10 protein-coding genes are annotated in these 15,841 nt (G+C 75.1%); 5 read left to right on the forward strand and 5 right to left on the reverse strand.

Features of this window, described 5'->3' with window-relative positions:
- The first annotated feature begins 4 nt into the window (after positions 1–4).
- The 4 genes from ACIRG9_RS03985 (at position 5) to ACIRG9_RS04000 (ending at position 3,075) form a co-directional block, all read left to right on the forward strand.
- Entirely contained in the window at positions 5–592 is a 588-nt protein-coding gene (locus tag ACIRG9_RS03985) for a CinA family protein (RefSeq protein WP_402849719.1), read from the forward strand.
- A gap of 231 nt (positions 593–823) precedes the next feature.
- Positions 824–1,258 carry a helix-turn-helix domain-containing protein gene (locus ACIRG9_RS03990; RefSeq protein WP_402849721.1) on the forward strand — a complete coding sequence of 145 codons (435 nt, stop codon included), beginning with the start codon at positions 824–826 and terminating at the stop codon, positions 1,256–1,258.
- Positions 1,259–1,432: 174 nt separating this feature from the next.
- Positions 1,433–2,290, forward strand: a complete 858-nt coding sequence (locus ACIRG9_RS03995; protein WP_402849724.1) for a PspA/IM30 family protein — start codon at positions 1,433–1,435, stop codon at positions 2,288–2,290.
- Between the two features lie 14 nt (positions 2,291–2,304).
- Complete coding sequence (locus ACIRG9_RS04000) at positions 2,305–3,075, forward strand: hypothetical protein (RefSeq protein ID WP_402849726.1); 771 nt, start codon at positions 2,305–2,307, stop codon at positions 3,073–3,075.
- 59 nt (positions 3,076–3,134) lie between these two features.
- On the opposite strand, the gene ACIRG9_RS04005 is transcribed toward ACIRG9_RS04000, so the two are convergent.
- The 3 genes from ACIRG9_RS04005 to ACIRG9_RS04015 all read right to left on the reverse strand — a co-directional run bounded on the left by ACIRG9_RS04005 (position 3,135) and on the right by ACIRG9_RS04015 (position 8,913).
- The gene (locus tag ACIRG9_RS04005; RefSeq protein WP_402849729.1) at positions 3,135–6,812 is read right to left on the reverse strand and encodes a multicopper oxidase domain-containing protein; all 3,678 of its coding nucleotides are present in this window, start codon (positions 6,810–6,812) and stop codon (positions 3,135–3,137) included.
- A gap of 402 nt (positions 6,813–7,214) precedes the next feature.
- Positions 7,215–8,021, reverse strand: a complete 807-nt coding sequence (locus ACIRG9_RS04010; RefSeq protein WP_402849731.1) for a DNA-formamidopyrimidine glycosylase family protein — start codon at positions 8,019–8,021, stop codon at positions 7,215–7,217.
- An 82-nt stretch (positions 8,022–8,103) separates the two neighbouring features.
- Entirely contained in the window at positions 8,104–8,913 is an 810-nt protein-coding gene (locus tag ACIRG9_RS04015; protein ID WP_402849734.1) for an S-adenosyl-l-methionine hydroxide adenosyltransferase family protein, read from the reverse strand.
- 271 nt (positions 8,914–9,184) lie between these two features.
- On the opposite strand from ACIRG9_RS04015, the gene ACIRG9_RS04020 reads away from it, so the two are divergent.
- Entirely contained in the window at positions 9,185–10,279 is a 1,095-nt protein-coding gene (locus tag ACIRG9_RS04020) for a TIGR03118 family protein (protein WP_402849737.1), read from the forward strand.
- Positions 10,280–10,360: 81 nt separating this feature from the next.
- Here the strand turns inward: ACIRG9_RS04020 and ACIRG9_RS04025 are convergent, their stop codons facing one another.
- Together ACIRG9_RS04025 and ACIRG9_RS04030 are read right to left on the reverse strand one after the other, a co-directional pair.
- Positions 10,361–10,867: a GNAT family N-acetyltransferase gene (locus tag ACIRG9_RS04025; protein ID WP_402849739.1), complete on the reverse strand. Its 507-nt coding sequence runs from the start codon at positions 10,865–10,867 to the stop codon at positions 10,361–10,363.
- A 122-nt stretch (positions 10,868–10,989) separates the two neighbouring features.
- A complete protein-coding gene (locus ACIRG9_RS04030) occupies positions 10,990–15,702 on the reverse strand; it encodes a DEAD/DEAH box helicase (RefSeq protein WP_402849742.1) in 4,713 nt (1,570 codons plus the stop codon).
- Positions 15,703–15,841: the final 139 nt, after the last annotated feature.

The raw sequence follows: 15,841 nt of genomic DNA on the forward strand, positions 1-15,841 counted from the left end.
CGGCATGGGGACGGATGCGCGGCACCAGCCGCCCGTCGGGAGCCCGGCGGCGGGAGTGGTGCACCGCCTCTCGCTGCGGCACGAGACCCTCGCGACCGTCGAGTCCCTCACCGGCGGACTGCTCGCCGCCTCGATCGTGGAGATCGCCGGGGTAAGCGGCGTCTACCGGGGCGGCCTGGTGGTCTACGCCACCGAGCTCAAGTCGCAGCTCGCCGGCGTACCGGAGGATCTGCTGGCGGCGCGCGGACCGGTCGACCCGGACGTGGCCGTCGCGCTCGCCGAGGGCGGGCGCCGCCGCTGCGGCGCCGACTGGGGCCTGGCCACCACCGGGGTAGCCGGGCCGGAACCGCAGGACGGCAAGCCGGTCGGCCTGGTGTACGTCGCCGTCGCCGGTCCCGGCGGTACCGAAGTGCGCCGGCTCGACCTCGACGGTGGCCGCGACCACATCCGGTCGGCCGCCGTGACGGAGGCGCTGCGGTTGCTGGTCGGCCGGATCCACGGCGAGACGAGCACCGAGGTGGGCGCCGAGAGCGACGCGGAGACGGGCGACGGGACGGGCGATGCCGACCGGACCGGAGCGGGCCGACGGTGAGGCGCACCGCGCCGCGCCCGGGCGTGGGGTCGCCCGGGGGCGGCGGTCCGGCGTGCCGTCCGGATGGATCCGGGCAATTGGAGAGGCGGGGCGGGATGTCGCGCGGGCGGCCAACGGGTACGGTTGCGGGAAGGCTCCGACGGACGGTATCGGCGCCGGGAGCGGTCCGCCGCGCCCGACGCGGCGCGGCCAGCCGGCCCGGAGCAGGTGGTCTCGTCAGGAGGAGGTGCGATGGTCCTGCTACGCCGGGTGATCGGTGACGCACTGCGGGCGCGCCGTCAGGGGCAGCACCGCACCCTTCGCGAGGTCTCCTCCGCCGCCAATGTGAGCCTCGGCTACCTCTCCGAGATCGAGCGTGGCCAGAAGGAGGCCTCCAGCGAGCTGCTGGCGGCGATCTGCGACGCGCTCGGCGCCCGCCTCTCCGAGCTGCTCCGCGAGGTCAGCGACACGGTCGCGTTGGCCGAGCATCTGCCGGGGGTGTTGGTCCCCGTGGCCGACCAGCCGGTGGCCCCGCCGGCCGTCCGCAAGGCGACCAACCGGGCGGTTCGCCAGGTGGCCTCCGACGGGTCGGTGGCCGTCCAGGTCCGCCAGGACTCGCCGCTCAAGGCGACGCTGCGCAGCACCCGGGTCCGCACCGCGGAACGGGACGTCGTCTGCGCCGCCTGACCCCGTCAGGTCACGCCATGGCTCCGGTGGCATCCGCCGCGTACTGTTGATCAGGGTCGTCCGGGTGCCGGGCTGGCGTACGCCTGGAACGATGGAGGCACACCGCGTGGCCCGCCGGTCGACTCGCCCGGCGCGGGCGAGGCGGCGCGACGCTACTGAGGGGGCAACGCGGAGATGGCGAACCCGTTCGTCAAGGGTTGGAAATACCTGATGGCGCTCTTCGGCTCGAAGATCGACGAGCACGCCGACCCGAAGGTGCAGATCCAGCAGGCCATCGAGGAGGCCCAGCGGCAGCACCAGGTGCTGGTCCAGCAGGCGGCCGCGGTCATCGGCAACCAGCGCCAGCTCGAGATGAAGCTGTCCCGGCAGATGTCCGAGGTCGAGCAGCTCCAGGCGAACGCCCGCCAGGCCCTGGTGCTGGCCGACCAGACCCGGGCCCGCGGCGACGAGGCCGAGGCCGGGCGGTACGAGCAGTCGGCGCAGCTCCTCGCCACGCAGCTGGTCTCCGCCGAGCAGGCTGCCGAGGACCTGAAGACCCTGCACGACCAGGCGCTCGCCGCGGCCGCCCAGGCCCGCAAGGCGGTCGAGAACAACTCCATGATCCTCCAGCAGAAGCTGGCCGAGCGCACCAAGCTGCTCAGCCAGCTCGAGCAGGCCAAGATGCAGGAGAGCGTGGCCCAGTCATTGGAGTCCATGTCCGCCCTCACCGCCCCCGGCACCACCCCCTCGCTGGACGAGGTCCGGGACCGGATCGAGCGCCGGTACGCCACCGCGATGGGCCGGGCCGAGCTGGCCGGCAACTCCGTCGAGGGCCGGATGCTGGAGATCCAGAAGGCGACGCTCGACTCGGCCGGGTCGGCCAGACTGGAGCAGATCCGGTCGAGCATGGCCGGCGAGCGGCTGACCGGCCGGCAGGAGACCCCGACGGTGGGGCAGGCGCAGCCGGCCGACCCGGCCGCCGCCGCCCGGCTGGACGAGATCCGGGCCAGCATGAGCCGGGAGCGCGGCACCGGGGAGAGCACCACCAGCTAGGGACGAGGAGAGCGATGGCGGACGAACGGGCCCGACACTTCCGCCGGCTGCGCCGGCTGCGGCGCTCCGCCCGTCGGTGGAGCGTCCTGGCCGGTGGGCTCGGCGGTGCCGCGGCGGTGCTGACTCCGTACGCCGGGATCGGCCTGCCGGACGCGATCTGGGCCGGCGCCGCGGGCAGCGCGATCGCGATCGCCGCCTGGCGCTGGGCCGACCTGCGGGCCCTCGCGGCCATGCCCGCCCCGCCGGCGCTCGACGCGGCCCAGGCCGCCGCCCGCTCGCGCGCCCGGCTGGTCGCCGCCGTCGAGCGGCTGCCCGTCGGGCCGGGCGTTCTGGCCGAGGTACGCCGGGTCCGGTCCCGCATGGCGCTGCGCGGCACCACGGCCGCGCAGGCGTGGGCCCGGCTCGACCGGGCGGCGTTGACGCTGGACGGGATGTCCGGCCGGCTCACCGGGCTGGCCGAGCCGGCGGTCCGCGAGGCGGCCGACGCCGACCGCTCGCTGCGTGACCTGGCCGCCCGGGTGGCCAGCGTGGAACGGGCGCTCAAGCTCGCCCCGCACGGGCCGCTGGCCGAGACGCACGGCACCCTTGCCGCCCAGTTGGAGAGCGGCGTGTCGGCGTACGAGCGGCTGGTGGTGGCCGCCGCCAGCTACGTGGCCGAGGACGCCCGCCCCACCACCGAGCACCCCGCCGCGGCCCGCCTCACCGAGGCGACCGACCTCCTGCACGGCATAGCCTCCGCCCTGGCCGAACTCCGCACCCCCCACATCCCCACCGTTCGCGGTTGATCAAGGAGCTCGGGTCGGGCCAGCGCGGATTCTCGACGCAAGCCCCTTGATCGACGGCGCTAGGCGGGGGTGGTGACCGGGATGGGGCCGGTCCAGGGGGAGGTGCCGACGACGTTGAACGACCGGATCCGGTAGTGGTAGGTGACGCCCCGGGCCAGCCCGGTGTTGGTGAACCCCCGGCCGGTGACGGTGAAGGTGGTCAGCTCGTGGCCGAACGCGGGGTCGGCGGCCCGCTGCACCACGAACCCGGAGCCCCCACCGGTGGGTGTGCTGGCGGACCAGCTCAGGATCACGGTGGCGGTGTCCGGGGCGGGCGCGGTGGCGGTGGCGCTCACCCCGGCCGGCAGCCCCGGCCGCGGCGGGGTGGTCACCGTGGCGACCGTCGACCAGGGCGATGCCGCGCCCAGGTACGTGGTGCGGACCCGGTAGTAGTACGTGGTGTCCGGGGCGACCGCCGGATCGAGGTGGGCGCCGCCGACCGCGATGGCGGTGATGCCCGGCCCGCTGGTGAACGTCGGGTTGGTGGCCCGCTGCACGTCCACGCCGGTGGCGAACGAGCGGTTGGCCCAGCGCAGCGCGACCCGCAGCGGCGCGGCCGGTGGCACCGCCGCGACCAGCTTCTGCGGCGAGGCGAGCTGCACCGACGCCGGGGCGCTGTTCGACCAGGCCGAGCAGCTCACCGCGTTCTCCGACCGGATCCGGTAGTGGTAGGTGACCCCGGGCGTGACCGTGGCATCCGTGTATCGGGTGGCGGTGGCGGCCACGGTGATCTCGGTGAGCCCGCCGGTGAAGGTGGCGTCGGTGGCCCGCTGCAGCAGGTGACTCGTGGCCGGTGGGCGGCTGCCGTTGCCGGTCCAGGCCAGCGCGATGGCCGGTAGCGCGGTGGCCGAGCCGGGCGCCGGGCTGGCGGTCAGCCCGGTCGGGGCCACGGGTGCGACCCGCAGCACCAGGGGCCGGCTCATCCCCTGGTCGCGCAGCCCCGCCGCGCGGGTCTGCCACCGGTACTCCCAGCCCAGGTTCACCAGTTGGTTGACCACCGTGGTCGGCCGCCCGTCGACCGGGCTGACCGGGCTGGCGTCGAGCCGGGCGCCCGCCGGCCGGGCCGGGTCGAGCAGCCGTACGCTGTCGCCGATCTTGAACGGGAGGCTGGGCGGGACCGGGCGCAGCGCCACGATCACGTCCTCCCGCGGGTTGACCCGGACGGTCTCCTTCCAGCCCAGCTCGTCGGGGTCCGGCGGGCGTACCGTGCCGTTCCAGCCCACCCGGTTGACCAGCTGCACGTCGCAGCCCTCCAGGTGCACCGGGTGGGTACGCGAGGCGTCCCCGACGATCCGCCAGAGCTGGGTTCCGTCGGCCGGCCCGCCGACCGGCGTGGTGGGGTCGGCCACGTACAGCACCTCGGTGGCCGGGTCGACCGGCCCGAGCGGCAGGGTGGCCGCGGTGAGCGGGCCGGCGTTCGGATGGCCGACGCCGAGCCGTCCCACCGACCGGCCGTGCCGGGCCTCGAAGACCTGCCCGACCGACTTGACGAGCAGCGGCAGGGTCACCGGGGCGACCGACCCGGCCGGGGCGTAGGTGACCGAGGTGGCAGGCGCGGCGACAAGCGTCTCCCGAACCGTACGGGTGCCGAAGGCCGCGTCGTACGCCGGTTGCGGCACGATCGGCGGTCGCTGGCTCTCCGCGTACGCGCCGGGCAGGCGGGCGGCGAGCCGGGCCACGTCGTACGGCACGGCCGGGGTGCCGGCCACCCGGAACTGGAGCAGGGTCCGGGTGTTCGGGCCGTAGCCGGGCCGGGCGGCAGGGAGTCCCCCGGTGCCGGTGCGGTCCGCGGCGCCGGTGTGGTGGTCGTACCGGGGATCGAACCGGGGCACCGGCGCGGGGCAGTCGTTGTAGAGGATCAGGGTGCTGCCCGGCGGGACCGTGGCGAAGTCGACCACCACATCGGCCCGCTCCCCGGGGGCGAGCAGCAGGGCGTGCCCGTCCACATTGAGCACGGTCGGGTCCTGCCGGTCGTACCGGTAGCCGATCGGCCGGTTCGCCAGCACCACCGGAGCGGGCAGCAGCCCGCACTCGTTGCCGATCCGGATCAGCTCCGGGCCGGCGGCGTCGGGATCGGGCACCCCGCCGTCGCGCCCGTCGGTGGGCCAGCACTCCGGCCGCCCGGCCGCCCGTACCGCCTCGACCATCGGCACCTCACCGGCGTCCGGGTCGGCCAGGCTGCCGTCCTCGGCCCACATCGGCCCGTCCGAGCCGGCCCGGTAGAGCTGAAGGTTGAGGCTGCGGTCCGCGCAGGCGTTGAGGATCCGGAACCGGTACGCCCGCGGCGCCACCACCAGGTACGGATAGGCCACCCCGTTGACCAGCGGTGTGTCCCCGTACGCCTCGGGGACGGCCGACGGGTGCGGCACGTTCGGTGCCAGCGGCGGCTCGTCCGGCTCGGCGACCGGGTCGTGGTACGGGTTCGGCACCGGGGCGACCCACGGGCTGTCGCCGCCGTCCGGGTCGTGCGTCCACGGCCCGTAGTCCCAGCGGCCGGTCGGGTTGGTGCCGGTGTCGCCGTACGGGTTCTGTCGGGGCTGGTAGACGTGCGGGTGCCAGAGGCTGCCCTTGGTGCCCCAGCGGTCCCGGTCCCAGGTCGGGTCCTGCGCGGCGAGCTGGGCGTCGTCCGGCACGAAGGTCTTGTCCTCGATCACCAGCGGCATCTGGTCGGCGGGGAGCACCCCGTCGTCGACCAGCCGTTCCTCGGCCGGGTCGGTGAGCAGGTAGACGGCGAGCTGCCCGGAGTAGACGGTGAGCCGGGACAGGCCGAGCGTGTTGTCGTGCAGCCACATCAGCCGGCCGCTCTGGTCGTTCGGGAAGTAGCGGGTGGTGGCTCCGGCGCCCGGCGGCGGCATGTCCGGCACCGGGACCACCCCCACCCCCACCGGGTACGGGGTGATCTCGCCGGCCGGGGTGACCCACTGCCAGGGGTTGCCGGCGCTGATCCACGCCGTGTGTGCCCCGGCCAAATGCGGCACCGCCCGGTTCTGCGGGTACGGCGCCGGCCCGCCCAGTGGCCCGGTGCCGGCCCCGTCGAGGGTCTCGTCGACCGGTAGGAAGAGTTCGCCGGCCCGCCCGGTGGGCAGCTGGTTGATGAACTTGATCCGGACGGGCCGACCGCGACGGGCCATGATCACCGGGCCGAGGTGCCAGGGCCGGTCGGGCGGGCTGACCGTGTTGTGCCCGGTCGGGTCGGTGCCCAGGTTGAGCTGGCGGTAACCGCGGAGCCGGGTGGCCGGCAGGTCGCGGTGCAGGCGCTGGCCGTACTCCTGCAACCCGATCTCGTAGTAGTCGCAGCCCGGCCAGGTGATGGTGTCCGGCATCGCCACCGGCAGCCGGGCGTCCAGCCCGTCGCCGGCCGGGCTGGAGTTGTCGAACGACGGCTCCAGGTCGTGGCGCGGCGTCGGACGCGCCGAGCTGGAGTTGTCGAACCCGGGTAGCGGCAGCGCGTCCACGAACTTGCGGATGCCGGTGCCGGGCATCGGCCGGCCGTCCCGGTCGAGCACCGGCAGCGGGCTGCCGGCGAAGTTCGGCACCGGGCCGAAGCAGCGCGGCACGGCGGCCGGGTCGAGGCTGGCCGGCCCCGGCCCGGTCTCCTCCTCGGCGACGCGGGTGGCGGGGACGGTCGGCGCGTGGTCCTCGCCGGTCTGGACGGCGCGGTCCGCCCAGCCGGGCCGGAGTCTGCGGAACAGGGCCATTGCTCTCCCCGGGATCAAGGCGCGGCCGCCGCCACCCCGGCGTGCCGGGCGTACGCGCTGCTGACGATCGGTGAGCGGTCAACCGCAGCATGCGACGCCGGAGGCGGTGACGGAAGTACCCAATCGTCCCTATCTCAGGGGGATCTTGCCGGTTCGTGGAAGTTCCACGAATCGGCGGCCGTTGTCACCGGTCGAAACGGATCTCCACCCGCCGGTTCCGGGCCCGGCCCGCCGGGTTGTCCTGGCCCTCCACGCCGAGCCGGCGGTGCCGGTGAACCGCGGAACAGATCCCTCCCCGGGGCTGACGCCGTGTCGGCCCTCCTGGACGTGGCGCGAGGCGCGGGCGGCTCGAACAAACGAGCACCCAGGCTGCAAAGTGGACGAGGATGGACGGGCTGCCGGTCAGGAGCGCTCCGGCTGGCAGGCCGGGCACCAGTAGGTGACCCGCTCGCCCAGCTCCTCCTTGCGGATTGCGGTGCCGCAGCGCCGGCAGGGCTGGGCCCGCCGGCCGTACACGTAGCTGGTCTGCCCCCGGTGCAGCGAGCCGGTGGTGCTCTGCGTCCAGCGGCCCCGGTTCGCGGCCAGCAACCGCTGCGCCAGGGCGACGGTGCCGGGCAGGTCGGGCACCGCGCGGACGGGCGTCCACGGCGAGATCCCGCGCAGGAACAGCACCTCGCACTTGTAGAGGTTGCCCACCCCGGCCAGGTTGCGCTGGTCCAGCAGCGCCTCGCCGATGGTCTTGTCCGGGTGGGCGGCCAGCCGGCGGACCGCCTCGTCCGGATCCCAGTCCGGGCCGAGCAGGTCCGGCCCGAGGTGGCCGACCAGCGACTCCTCCTCGGCGGTCGGGACCAGGGCCAGCTCGTGCAGGTGGTAGCCGACCGCGACCGCGCCGGGTGAGCGGAGCACCGCCCGGATCAGGTGCGCCGGCCGGGCCGCCCACCGCTCGCCCGGAACGTACGCCCGCCAGGCGCCCTCCATCCGCAGGTGCGAGTGCAGCGTCCAGTCCCGCCGGCCGTCGGCGGGCCCGTCCGGGGCGGTGAGCCGGAGCAGCAGGTGCTTGCCCCGGCTCGCCGACTCCCGAACGGTCCAGCCGGTCAGGTCGGTCGCGGCGAGCCGCGGCACCCGGAAGTCGGAGCCGGTGAGCCGGGCACCGGCCAGCGCCCGCTGCAGGACGCGAGCGGTGTTCCAGACGGTGTCGCCTTCGGGCACCCGACCATCCTCCCTCGCGCATCCCGGGCCGTGCCGCGGGCCGCATCCCGGGCCGCGACCGGGCCTACCCGGGCCCGCCGGCTCAGCTCGCCGTCACCGTCAGCACGTCCCCGGGTCGTACGCCGAGCAGATCGACCGCCCGGCCGGTGTTGACCGCCAGCGCGACCAGGCCGGCCGAGTCCGCGTACACCACCAGCTCCCCGGCCGGGGCGTCGCCGAAGGCGCGCCCGTGCACCGCGACCGTTCCAACGCCCGGCGCACCGGGCTGGCCGGCCACCTGGATCCGCTCGGGCAGCCCGCCGAGGAGGCCGGCGGGGGCGGCGAGCTGCACGTTGCCGAAGTGGTCGACGGTGAGCACCTCGGCGGCGAATCCGTCCGGCTCCGGGCGGACCACCGGCACGGGCAGCCGGACCAGCGCCGCCGGGTCCAGCGCCGGACCCGCCTCGACGAGCGGCGCGTCGAGCGCCAACCGGGCGGCGACCGGCGCGAACACGTCCCGACCGTGGAAGGTGCGGGAGACCTCCGGTGCCAACCATGCCGGGTTGGTCAGCTCCACCGCTCCGGTGATCCCGCCCAGGGCCTCGGCGGCGTCCAGCAGCAGGCCGTTGTCCGGCCCGACGAGCAGCCCGCCGGGGGTGGCCAGGGCGATCCCCCGCCGGCTGGTACCCACGCCCGGGTCGACCACCCCGATGTGCACTCCCGTCGGCAGGTACGGCACGGTCTGCGCGAGTACCGCCGCGCCCCGGCGGACGTCCGCCGGGGGCACCAGGTGGGTCACGTCGATCACTCGGGCGGCCGGGGCGAGCCGGGCGAGCATTCCGTGACAGGCCGCCACGAATCCGTCGGTGAGGCCGTAGTCGGTGGTCAACGAGATCCAGGCGGTCCGGGCCATGCGGGAAGGCTATCGGGCAGGCCGGTGGCAGCGGGACGGGCGGCAGGTGAGGCGTCTCTACCGGGTGAAATGTGACAATATTTCATCAAGCTGGCGTCGGGTGTCGGATCACCATGGAATGGTCGCTATGGGCAGCCAACTGACTCGGGACGGTCGAGGGCTCCACGGATTCCCGCGTACCGAGCCGCCAGCGCCCACGCCCGCGCCCGACGTCGGTCGCCGCGACCTGCCTCGCGGACGCGGGCCCTGTCACTCGATCGAGAGGAGCAGCATGGCGACGAAGATGGCACGGCTGGTGGCCATCGGAGCGGTGGCCGCGACCACCGCCGTCGGTAGTCCGGCGTGGGCCCACGACGGCGGCCACGACAGGCACCAGACGCCCCGCTTCGACGTGATCAACCAGGTCTCGGACCAGGCGCTGAAGCAGGACTCCCGAAGACCGGCGCTCGTGGATCCGAACGCCGTCAACACCTGGGGCCTCGCCCTGGGGCCGGACACGCCGTTGTGGGTGGCCAACAACGGCACCGACACGGCCACCGTCTACAGCGGCGGGGTGGACGGTGAACGCGTCGACAAGGTCAACATCACGGTCAGCGTGCCCGGTGGGCCGACCGGCGCGGTGTTCAACGACACGGACGGCTTCGCGGTGCCGGACGCGGGGGACAACGCGCCCGCCAGGTTCATCTTCGTGACCGAGGGCGGCGACGTCATCGCCTGGAACCAGAACGCCGGCGCCAACGGAGTCGTCGTCGCCCACGGGGCGGAGGGCGCGGTCTACAAGGGAGCCACCCTGCTGCACACGGACGCCGGCAACTTCCTGCTCGCCGCCGACTTCCACAACGCGCGCATCGACGTGTTCGACGAGCACTTCGACAAGGTCAACCGTTCGGACCGCTTTCAGGACGAGGAACTGCCGGAGGGATTCGCGCCGTTCAACGTGTTCGCGGTCGGCGAGGCGGTCTACGTCAGCTACGCCAAGCAGGACGCGGCGGCCCACGACGACGTGCCCGGTGTGGGGCTCGGCTTCGTCGACCTCTTCACCGACTTCGGGCGGAGCGTGTGCCGGGTCGCCAGCCGGGGGACGCTCAACGCGCCGTGGGGCATGGCCATCGCGCCGAAGAGTTTCGGCAGGTTCGCCGGTGACCTGCTGGTGGGCAACTTCGGCGACGGCAAGATCAACGTTTTCGACGGGGACGAGTTCGAGGGCCTGCTGCGGGACGACGACGGCGACGTCATCACGATCGACGGACTCTGGGCGCTGCTGCCGGGGACCGAGCAGACCGGCGGCGAGGGCACACTCTGGTTCAGCTCCGGGCCGGACGACGAGCAGCACGGCCTGGTGGGGCAGTTGATCCGGGCGAACTGACGGTCGTTTGCTGCCTGCCGCGCCTCCGGGGGGCACCCCGGGGGCGCGGCGTCGCTTCTGCGGCGCGGACCGTCGGACCGGTCACCGAGGTCGCGGCGTCGTCTCCAACCGGCGTTCCAGGAGCAGTTCGTCGTGCAGCGGGATGTCGTCCTCGCCGACGTACGGGATGGTCGGCTTCAGCCGCCGGGCCCGGTCGACCGCGCCCACGTCGACCGCCACGATCCGCAGCCCGCGTCGCTGGTAGAAGCGCAGCGCCGAGAGCTTGTCGTTGGTGGTGACCAGCCAGAGCCGGTCCACCTCGGCGGCCCGTGCGACCGCCTCGGCGGCGACCAGCAGGGCACTGCCGGCACCGAGCTCCGGGCTGCTCGCCGCGAGGCTGACCACCTCCAGCCCGTCGGCGGCGAGCCGATGGACCAGCGCCCCGGCCAGCTCGCCCGCGCCGTCCACCGCCACCAGCGTCGGCAGCTCCCGCAGGTCGTAGCGGGTGTCGTGGACCACGACGTACGGGCCGCCCCACGCGCGGTGGTGCAGGACCGCCACGTCGGCCTCGTCGCGCGGTTCCGCAGGTCGTACCTGGATCGCGGCCATCGACCGTCCTCCCTCGTCGTCCGCCGGCCACACCCTATCCGCCACGAACCGCGCCCCCGCGCACCGCACGTGCGACACCGGCGGCGGTTCGCAAAATCGCGCGCGGGGCGCCGACGGAGGCGTCAGCCGCGCAGGCGCAGGCCGCGCGGGGTGGCCCGGAAGCCGGCGGCGGTCAGCGCGTCGCGCAGCGGGGAGGAGTGCACCGCCTCGCCGTCGGCGCGTTCCACCGAGATCGCACCGAGGGCACCCGAGTGCACCGCGTCCGCGAGTGCCTTGCCGGCCACGGCGAGCGCGTCGGCGTCGCCGGTGAACGACAGCAGGGTCCGTCCACCCCGCTCCACGTAGAGCACCAGGTCGCCGCCGACCAGCACGACCAGCGCGCCGGCCTTGCGCCCGGCCCGGTGCCCGGTGGCCGGGGTGCCGTCACCGGAGTCGACCACCCGCTCCGGCCAGGGCAGCGCCGCGCCGTACGGGTTGGCCGGATCGGTGGCGGCGAGCACCACGGCCGGCCCGCCCGGGCCACGGGCGTCGTCGGCCAGGGCACGGATCCGGTCCACCGCCCCGGGCACCGCGAACTGGGCCGCGCCGAGCCCTTCGACGAAGTAGCCCCGGCGGGCCGCCCCACGCTCCTCGAGCGCGGACAGCACCGGGTAGACCGCGGCGAAGCCGCCGGTGACCTGCTCGGCCAGGACCGCGCCCCGGGTGACCACGCCGTGCCGTTCGAGCAGCAGGTCGGCGAGGGCGGCGGCCCGGCGGGTCGGGTCGAGGTCCCGTTCGGGCAGCCGGGACCAGCGCCCGGCCACGGTCGGCGGGCCGCCCCGGGTGGGCAGCGCCACCCGGCCGGGCCGACGGTAGCGGGTACGCGGCGCGGACGGCCGGGACCGGTGCGCCCCACCGCCGCCGAGCACCGCCCGCAGCGGGGCGAGGGTGTCGTTGGTGAGGTGCCCGGCCCAGACCAGGTCCCAGATCACGGCCGCGAGCGCGGCGTCGTCGGTCGAGCCGACCCGGTCGGAGAGCGGGCGGAAGAACAGCGCCTGCCCGTCGCCGAGCGCGTCCAGTACGGCCTCGTGCGGCGGGGTCAGCGCCAGCGCCTCGTCCGGCGGCGGGAGCAGCAGCGGCGCGACGTCGGCGTACGCGAGGGTGACCCAGCCGTCGCCGCCGGAGATCGCCCCGGACCCGGCCCAGACCACCTCGCCGCTGGCGCACAGCTCGTCGAGCTGGGCGGGGGAGTAGTCGGCCACCCGGGCGGGCAGGACCAGCCGTTCCAGCGCGGACGCGGGCACCGTCGCGCCCTGCAACTGCTCGACGGTGGCGGCGACCGCCTCCACGCCCCGGGCCGACGATCCGACCTGCTGCCAGCGGGGCAGGAACGCGGCGAGTGCCCGCGGCGGCACCGGCTCGATCTCGCGGCGCAGCGCGGCCAGGGAACGGCGGCGCAGCAGCCGCAGCACCTCGGCGTCGCACCACTGGGTGCCGACGCTGTCCGGGGCGAACTCGCCGGAGACCACCCGCCCGGTGGCGGCGAGGCGGCGCAGCGCCTGCTCGACCACGAACACCCCGAGCCCGAACCGGGCGGCGCAGGTGGCCGCCGCGAACGGGCCGTGGGTGCGCGCGTACCGGGCGACCAGGTCGCCGAGTGGGTCGGCCACCGGCGCCAGGTACGCCTCGGCCACCCCGACCGGCAGCGCCACGCCGAGCGCGTCGCGCAGCCGGGCCGCGTCCTCCACGCCCACCCAGCGCTCCTCGCCGGCGATCCGGACCCGCAGCACCCGGCGGGCCGCCGTCAGCTCGGTCAGCCACCCGGCCGGTACGCCCCGCTCGGCCAGCTCGGCATCGCTCAGGTCGCCGGCGACGCGGAGCAGCTCGACCACGTCCTCGGCGTCGCGGGGGCGGCGCTGCTCGGTGCGCCACCGCAGCTGCCGTTCGGTTTCGGCGAGCACCGCCGGGTCGAGCAGCTCCCGCAGGTCGACCCGGCCGAGCAGCTCGCCGAGCAGCCCGGAGTCGAGGGCGAGCGCGGCGGCCCGGCGTTCGGCCAGCGGCGCGTCGCCCTCGTAGAGGAACGCGCCGACGTAGCCGAACAGCAGCGAACGGGCGAACGGGGACGGGCGTTCGGACTCCACCTCGACCAGGCGTACCTTGCGGGCGGCCAGGTCGCGCATCAGCTCGGCCAGTGCCGGCTGGTCGAAGACGTCCTGGAGGCATTCCCGGGCCGCCTCCAGGGTGACCGGGAAGTCGGCGTACTCCCGGGCGACGTCGAGGAGTTGGGCGGCCCGCTGTCGCTGCTGCCAGAGCGGCTGCCGGCGACGCGGGTCGCGGCGGGGCAGCAGCAGTGACCGGGCCGCACACTCGCGGAACCGGGAGGCGAAGAGCGCCGAGGTGCCGACGGACTCCTCGACGAGCTGGGCGATCTCGTCGGGCTCGAAGACCACCACGTCGGCGCCGGGCGGGGAGTCGGCGGTGTCCGGCAGGCGTACGACGATGCCGTCGTCGGAGGGCATCACCTGGGCGTCCACCCCGTACCGCTCGGCGAGGCGGCTGCCGATGGCGAGCGCCCAGGGGCCGTTGACCCGCGCGCCGAGCACCGAGTGCACGGCGAGCCGCCAGTCGCCCAGCTCGTCGCGGAACCGCTCGACCACCACCGTCCGGTCGTCGGGCAGGGCACGGGTGGCCTCCCGCTGCTCCCGCAGATAGGCCATCAGATTGCCGGCGGCCCAGTCGTCCAGCCCGCCGGCTCGCAGGGCGGCGACGGCGTCGGGGTCGCTGGACCGCAGCAGCGCCCGGACCCGGGCGCCGATGGCCCGGCCCAGCTCGACCGGCCGGCCGAGCTGGTCGCCCTTCCAGAACGGCATCCGGGCGGCCTGCCCGGGGGCGGGCGAGACCAGCACCCGGTCGGGGGTGATCTCCTCGATCCGCCAGGACGACGAGCCGAGCAGGAAGACGTCGCCGACCCGGGACTCGTAGACCATCTCCTCGTCCAGCTCGCCCACCCGGGCGGCCCGCTCCGCCCCGGCCAGGAAGACCCCGAACAGCCCCCGGTCGGGGATGGTGCCGCCGCTGGTCACCGCGAGCCGCTGCGCGCCGGGCCGGCCGGTGAGCACGTCGGTGGCCCGGTCCCAGACCAGCCGGGGTCGTAGTTCGGCGAAGGCGGTCGACGGGTAGCGCCCGGAGAGCATGTCGAGCACCGCGTGCAGCGCCGAGTCGGGCAGCTCGGCGAAGGGCGCCGCCCGGCGGACCAGCACGGCCAGATCGCCGAGCTGCCACGGCTCCAGGGCCACCATCGCCACGATCTGCTGGGCCAGCACGTCGAGCGGGTTGCGCGGGTAGTGCAGCTCCTCGATCGCGCCCCCGGCCATCCGTTCGGCGACCACCGTGCAGGAGAGCAGGTCGCCGCGATGCTTGGGGAAGACCACGCCCCGAGAGACGGCGCCCACCTGGTGCCCGGCCCGGCCGACGCGTTGCAGCCCGGCGGCGACGCTCGGCGGGGCCTCGATCTGCACCACCAGGTCGACCGCGCCCATGTCGATGCCCAGCTCCAGGCTGGAGGTGGCGACCACGGCGGGGAGCTGCCCGGCCTTCAGCGCCTCCTCGATGTGCTTGCGCTCCTCCCGGGAGACGCTGCCATGGTGGGCGCGGGCGATCACCGGCGCCGCGCCGGCCGCCGCCCCGGACTGCGCCATCACCTCGGCCGGCTGCCGGGGCGCCCGCGGCGACCCGGCCGGGCCACCCCACGCGCCGCCTCCGCGCCCGGGCCCGCCGCCGGCGGTCGCCGGCGCGTCGTCCCGCCCAGGCGGACCGGATACGCCCACCGGCCCGCCGCCCTGCGCCACGCGGCCGCCGTTCGGGGCGCCCGCCGACTCCAGCTCCTCGGCGGCCAGCTCGTTGAGGCGCGCGCAGAACCGCTCGGCGCTGCGCCGGGAGTTGGTGAAGACGATGGTCGACCGGTGTGACCGGATCAGCGCGAAGACGCGTTCCTCGACGGCCGGCCAGATCGACGCCCGGCGCGGGCCGGGGCCGCCGAGATCGTCCTCCGGCGGCTCCTGCTCGTCGAGGCGGGTCATGTCCTCCACCGGCACCTGGACGCTGACCTCGATGGTCTTGCCGCTGGCCGGCTGCACCACGTCGACCGGACGGGCACCGCCGAGGAACCGGGCACAGCCGTCGACCGGGCGTACGGTGGCGGACAGGCCGATCCGCTGCGCGGGCCCCTCCAGCAGCGCGTCGAGGCGTTCCAGCGAGAGCGCCAGGTGTGCCCCGCGTTTGGTGCCGGCGACCGCGTGCACCTCGTCGACGATGACCGTCCGCACCCCGCGCAGCGAGTCCCGGGCGGCGGAGGTGAGCAGCAGGAACAGTGACTCCGGCGTGGTGATGAGGATGTCCGGCGGGGTACGCGCGAACGCCCGTCGCTCGTCGGCCGGCGTGTCGCCGGTGCGCATGCCGACGGTGATCTCCGGCGGGGTGACGCCGAGCCGGGTGGCCGCCTGCCGGATGCCGGCGAGCGGGGCGCGCAGGTTTCGCTCCACGTCGACGGCGAGGGCCTTGAGCGGGCTTACGTAGAGCACCCGGCAGCGCTGCCGCGCCTCGGCCGGCGGGGGCGCCTTGGCGAGCTGGTCGAGTGACCAGAGGAACGCGGCCAGCGTCTTGCCGGAGCCGGTGGGCGCCACGACCAGGGCGTTGCGCCCGGCGGCCACCGACCGCCACGCGCCGATCTGGGCGGCGGTGGGCGCCGCGAAGGCGGCGGTGAACCACTCCCGGGTCGCCGCACCGAATTCCGCCAGCACGTCTCCGCCGGTCAGCTCGTCCGCCACACCGCCCATCCTGCCTCGCCGATGTGACATTCTGCCCGTGCCGGTCGCTGTTCTGTCCGGGTAGGAAGGCTTACGCGATGGATGAGACGTTGCAGCTGTTAAGTCTTACTTAACTGCTTGCTTGTGTGGCACAACATAAAGTAACTTCACTCGCAACACAGCGTGGGTG

Origin of the sequence: Micromonospora sp. NPDC093277 (assembly GCF_044765245.1) — a bacterium.
In the GTDB taxonomy this organism is placed as follows: Bacteria; Actinomycetota; Actinomycetes; order Mycobacteriales; family Micromonosporaceae; genus Micromonospora.

Excerpts from the sequence above, each read along its gene's own strand:
- ACIRG9_RS03985 (WP_402849719.1), top strand. The coding sequence starts at position 5 with ATGGGGACGGATGCGCGGCACCAGCCGCCCGTCGGGAGCCCGGCGGCG.
- ACIRG9_RS03990 (WP_402849721.1), top strand. The coding sequence starts at position 824 with ATGGTCCTGCTACGCCGGGTGATCGGTGACGCACTGCGGGCGCGCCGT.
- ACIRG9_RS03995 (WP_402849724.1), top strand. The coding sequence starts at position 1,433 with ATGGCGAACCCGTTCGTCAAGGGTTGGAAATACCTGATGGCGCTCTTC.
- ACIRG9_RS04000 (WP_402849726.1), top strand. The coding sequence starts at position 2,305 with ATGGCGGACGAACGGGCCCGACACTTCCGCCGGCTGCGCCGGCTGCGG.
- ACIRG9_RS04005 (WP_402849729.1), bottom strand. The coding sequence starts at position 6,812 with ATGGCCCTGTTCCGCAGACTCCGGCCCGGCTGGGCGGACCGCGCCGTC.
- ACIRG9_RS04015 (WP_402849734.1), bottom strand. The coding sequence starts at position 8,913 with ATGGCCCGGACCGCCTGGATCTCGTTGACCACCGACTACGGCCTCACC.
- ACIRG9_RS04020 (WP_402849737.1), top strand. The coding sequence starts at position 9,185 with ATGGCGACGAAGATGGCACGGCTGGTGGCCATCGGAGCGGTGGCCGCG.
- ACIRG9_RS04025 (WP_402849739.1), bottom strand. The coding sequence starts at position 10,867 with ATGGCCGCGATCCAGGTACGACCTGCGGAACCGCGCGACGAGGCCGAC.
- ACIRG9_RS04030 (WP_402849742.1), bottom strand. The coding sequence starts at position 15,702 with ATGTCACATCGGCGAGGCAGGATGGGCGGTGTGGCGGACGAGCTGACC.